Source organism: Neobacillus fumarioli NBRC 102428 (genome assembly GCF_001591485.1).
GTDB classification, from domain to species: Bacteria; Bacillota; Bacilli; order Bacillales; family Cytobacillaceae; genus Neobacillus; species Neobacillus fumarioli.
Window position 1 is genome coordinate 1 of record NZ_BCUZ01000176.1, and the last position, 4,119, is coordinate 4,119.

Sequence of the window (4,119 nt, forward strand, 5' to 3'; positions counted from 1 at the left end):
ATATCTCCGCTTATCTCTGCTTATTATGCCTCAAAATTTACAATAGACGGAAATTCTCCGCTTATGAATTCTCAGGCCTACGAATTACCACGCCTTTTCAAAAGACCATCAAAGGAATCCCTCTGTTATTTTTGAATGAAATGTACAGCTATTAACATAAAAAATGAAATGATGATTATACTTGTGACCCATAACCAGGCTAATCCCATATTGCCTGAATCAATGGCAACATAAATCGCTGTTGGGATTGTCTGGGTTTTCCCTGGGATATTCCCTGCAAACATGATAGTGGCTCCGAATTCGCCTAATGCTCTCGCAAAACTTAAGATAGCACCCGAAATGATTGCTCTAAGTGCAAGAGGGAGGGAAACGAGAAAAAATAATTGGAATTCACTTGCCCCGTCCACACGAGCGGCATTTTCAATATCTTGATCAATTTCTTCAAATCCCGCTTTTGAAGATTGATACATAAGTGGAAAAGCTACAACAGTGGACGCCATAACAGCCGCCCACCACGTAAACATCACAGGCTGTTTACATACCCATTCAATCAATTGACCTATTGGACTATTTCGGCCAAAAATGATGATTAACAAGAAACCGACAACGGTAGGAGGTAATACCAATGGCAAAAGGAACATGGTTTCAACGAGAACTTTCCCTTTAAATTTCTTATGAGCCATTACTTTTCCAAAAAACACGCCAAATATCCATACCCATATTCCTGATACACATGCGACCTCAATGGATTGTATAACGGGTGGCCAAAAGTTAGTTTCCATGTTTTATGGCTTTAAATCCGTATTTTTCGAAGATCTTTAAAGAGTAGGCATTTTGAAGATAATCGTAGAAAGTTTGAGCTTCTTTAGGATGGGCACTGTTCTTGATCACACCTACCGGATAGACAATCGGGTCGTGCGTGTTTGCTTTTGCGGTTGCGGCAATTTTCACCTTTTGCGAAGTCAACGCATCGGTTTTATAGATAATTCCGGCATCCACATTATTTGTCTCTACATAAGTAAGCACTTGGCGAACATCCTTGCCATATACAACTTTTCCTGCCACCCCGTTCCAGACGTTTAACCGTTTCAATGTTTCCCTTCCATATTGACCTGCCGGTACAGACTCAGGAGTGCCAAGTGCTAGTTTATCTGCTTTGGTGAGATCTTGGAATGTTTTGATTCCTTTATTTGAATTATTTGGAACGACTAACACAAGGTCATTCCCCAACAAATTAGTTCCCTTTTCAATCAACCCGTCTTTTACTAATGTTTGAAATTTGTCCTCCGCTGCCGAAAAGAATAGATCCACTGGTGCTCCCTGAGAAATTTGTTGCTGTAGTGCGCCTGAAGCACCAAAATTATAGGTGATGGTGATGTTTGGATGTTCCTTCTCAAAGGAGGATTTTATATCATCTAAGGCATTTTGCAAGCTTGCTGCAGCTGAAATCGTCAGATTCACTTTCTTTTCAGAAACGGTTTGTTTCGGCTCCGCTGATTTATTGCCAAAGCATCCTGATAAGGTTAGTAAAAAAAGCATGATCACATAAAGGAAAAGACTATATTTTCTCATCATATCCTCCTAATTATAACTATATATAACTAATTATAATTAGTTATAATGAAAATGAATAGCAAAAATAATGGAGGGATTCGAATGTCAAAAGAGCTTTCCTATACGATTGAAGAGGTTTCACAGCTGTTAAAGGTTTCCAAACTAACCCTTTATGATATGGTGAAAAAGGGCGAACTCCCTGCCTTCCGTGTTGGAAGACAGATGAGAATCGATGCCAAAGACTTGGAGACTTATATACAAAATCATAAAACGAATCAGAATCCTTCTCTTTCAGCCAATCCTCAACCCAAAAGTTTACAAACCATTGTCATTAGTGGACAAGATCTGGTTTTAGATATTCTCGGAAAATACATAGAGAAACATTCAACCTATCAATCATTAAGATCTTTTACAGGAAGTCTGAATAGTCTGATCTCAATGTATCATGGAGAAGGTGACATTGTTAGCTTGCATTTGTTTGACGGGGATACGGGTGAGTATAACCTGCCATATATCAAAAAGATTTTAGTGGGTGATCCATTTATTCTCATTAACCTTCTTTCCAGAAAAGCAGGTTTTCACGTTAAAAAAGGAAATCCGTTACAGATCACCCATTGGACCGATTTGAAACGAAATGATGTGAAAATCGTAAATAGAGAAAGGGGTTCAGGAGCTCGGGTTCTTCTTGACGAACAACTCAGAATTAACGAGATTCCTTCAAGGAATATAAAGGGATATGAAGACGAAGTGACCAACCATCTAAGCGTGGCTTCAGCGGTCTCTGCCGGAATAGCGGATGTAGGAGTGGGAATCGAAAAGGCTGCGAAAATTGTTGGCATCGATTTTGTACCGTTAATAACCGAACGGTATGACCTGATCATTCGAAAAAATGCTAAAACCGAAGGACTCATCAACACTGTAAAGACGATTTTGTCTTCCAGTCCATTTATATCAGAAGTAAATGCATTGGGGGATTATGATACTTCGATGACAGGGAGAATTATGTACGAGACCTATTAAAAGAAGGCATCTGATTTTCAGATGCCTTTTCATACATTTACTTGGTGAATTGGGTTAAATTCTCCAATCATTCATTTGTTTGTTGAAAATGCACCATAAATTCGCTAAAGGCTTTGCATGTTTCGTATGGTACGGCGTTGTAGGTGGATGCGCGGCAGCCGCCGACAGAACGGTGGCCGTTAACACCAATAAAGCCTTCTTTTTTGGCTTCGGCCAGGAATTGTTTCTCCAGATTTTCGTCTTTTAAACGGAAGGTAATGTTCATTAGAGAGCGGCTGTCTTTTTCGGCATGGCCGTTATAGAAGCCATTGCTTCTGTCGATTGCACCGTAGATTAATTTTGCTTTTTCTTCATTCCGCTTCGCTATTTCATTGATGCCGCCGATTTCTTTTACCCAGTTCAATACTTCGCCAAGCATGTAGATGCCAAAGGTTGGCGGTGTGTTATACAATGAGTTGTTTTTGGCATGTGTGCTGTATTTTAACATCGTTGGGATATTGGTATTGGCCTTTTCTAATAAATCCTTGCGGAGAATGACAACTGTTACACCTGATGGTCCAAGATTTTTCTGGGCTCCGGCATAGATGAAGGCAAATTTGCTTACATCAAATGGTCTGGAAAGAATATCACTGGACATATCTGCGAATAAAGGAACCTCGCCTGTGTCAGGAAAGTCTTTCCACTGAGTGCCAAAAATCGTATTGTTGGACGTTACATGAACATAGGCATCATCTTTGTTATATTGTAATTCTTCAAACCTTGGAATCCGCCGGTATTGGTCTTCTTTTGTACTTGCTGCATGATAGGCATTTCCAAAAAGCTTTGCTTCTGAATAAGCTTTTTCAGACCAAGCACCCGTCATCACATAACCGCACTTTTGCTCACGCGTCAAAAAGTTCATCGGAATCATGGAAAATTGCAGGCTGGCTCCACCCTGCAGGAACAGCACCTCATAATTCTCCGGAATAGACAGCAATTCTTTGAGAAGACGAATGGCCTGGTGATGAACCTCTTCATAGGCGGCACTGCGATGGCTCAATTCCATAACAGACATGCCGGTTCCGCGAAAATCAATCAGTTCCTCTTGGGCTTTTTGCAGGACAGACAGCGGAAGCGCAGAAGGCCCCGCGTTAAAATTATGGGCTCGTTTAAATTGATCAATCATGTTCGCGCACCTCAATTTTAAAATAACTTAATCTGATAATACCTTCTTTTTTGAAAAATTGGAATAGCCCAAAATTTTGGGAAGCCCTTACATTTTGAAAAAAATCTGTAGGTGTCTAATTTAAAGCAACCTTCATGATTTGTTCATACTTTGTTCATTATATGGAGGTATGATAAGGACATGAAATTGAATAACTCTTTTTCATATTCCCCCTTTTTAAATATTCCTTGATCCGGCATTCGCCGGATATTTTTTTGCAAAAGGATCTGTTATTGTTCATTGTCAAATTTCTGCAGGGTTACTCACTTAATCGGAGGAATTACGCTAATTTTAAAAAAATAGCGGTTAGACAAAGAAATAGGCGCAGGTTTGAGACCGTC

General features: G+C 39.9%; 4 protein-coding genes. 1 reads left to right on the forward strand and 3 read right to left on the reverse strand.

Translation table 11 applies throughout. From position 1 onward, the window contains the following. Positions 1-125: 125 nt before the first annotated feature. Positions 126-782, reverse strand: a complete 657-nt coding sequence (gene modB, locus BFU02S_RS14985) for a molybdate ABC transporter permease subunit (RefSeq protein WP_066372371.1) — start codon at positions 780-782, stop codon at positions 126-128. Then, positions 772-1,575, reverse strand: a complete 804-nt coding sequence (gene modA, locus BFU02S_RS14990; RefSeq protein WP_066372374.1) for a molybdate ABC transporter substrate-binding protein — start codon at positions 1,573-1,575, stop codon at positions 772-774. The genes modB and modA overlap by 11 nt, the downstream gene beginning before the upstream one ends. 81 nt (positions 1,576-1,656) lie before the next feature. On the opposite strand from modA, the gene BFU02S_RS14995 reads away from it, so the two are divergent. Then, entirely contained in the window at positions 1,657-2,574 is a 918-nt protein-coding gene (locus BFU02S_RS14995; RefSeq protein WP_066372376.1) for a substrate-binding domain-containing protein, read from the forward strand. Positions 2,575-2,641: 67 nt separating this feature from the next. Here the strand turns inward: BFU02S_RS14995 and serC are convergent, their stop codons facing one another. After that, the gene (serC, locus tag BFU02S_RS15000; protein WP_066372378.1) at positions 2,642-3,739 is read right to left on the reverse strand and encodes a 3-phosphoserine/phosphohydroxythreonine transaminase; all 1,098 of its coding nucleotides are present in this window, start codon (positions 3,737-3,739) and stop codon (positions 2,642-2,644) included. Positions 3,740-4,119 lie beyond the last annotated feature (380 nt).

Excerpts from the sequence above, each read along its gene's own strand:
- modA (WP_066372374.1), bottom strand. The coding sequence starts at position 1,575 with ATGATGAGAAAATATAGTCTTTTCCTTTATGTGATCATGCTTTTTTTA.
- serC (WP_066372378.1), bottom strand. The coding sequence starts at position 3,739 with ATGATTGATCAATTTAAACGAGCCCATAATTTTAACGCGGGGCCTTCT.
- BFU02S_RS14995 (WP_066372376.1), top strand. The coding sequence starts at position 1,657 with ATGTCAAAAGAGCTTTCCTATACGATTGAAGAGGTTTCACAGCTGTTA.
- modB (WP_066372371.1), bottom strand. The coding sequence starts at position 782 with ATGGAAACTAACTTTTGGCCACCCGTTATACAATCCATTGAGGTCGCA.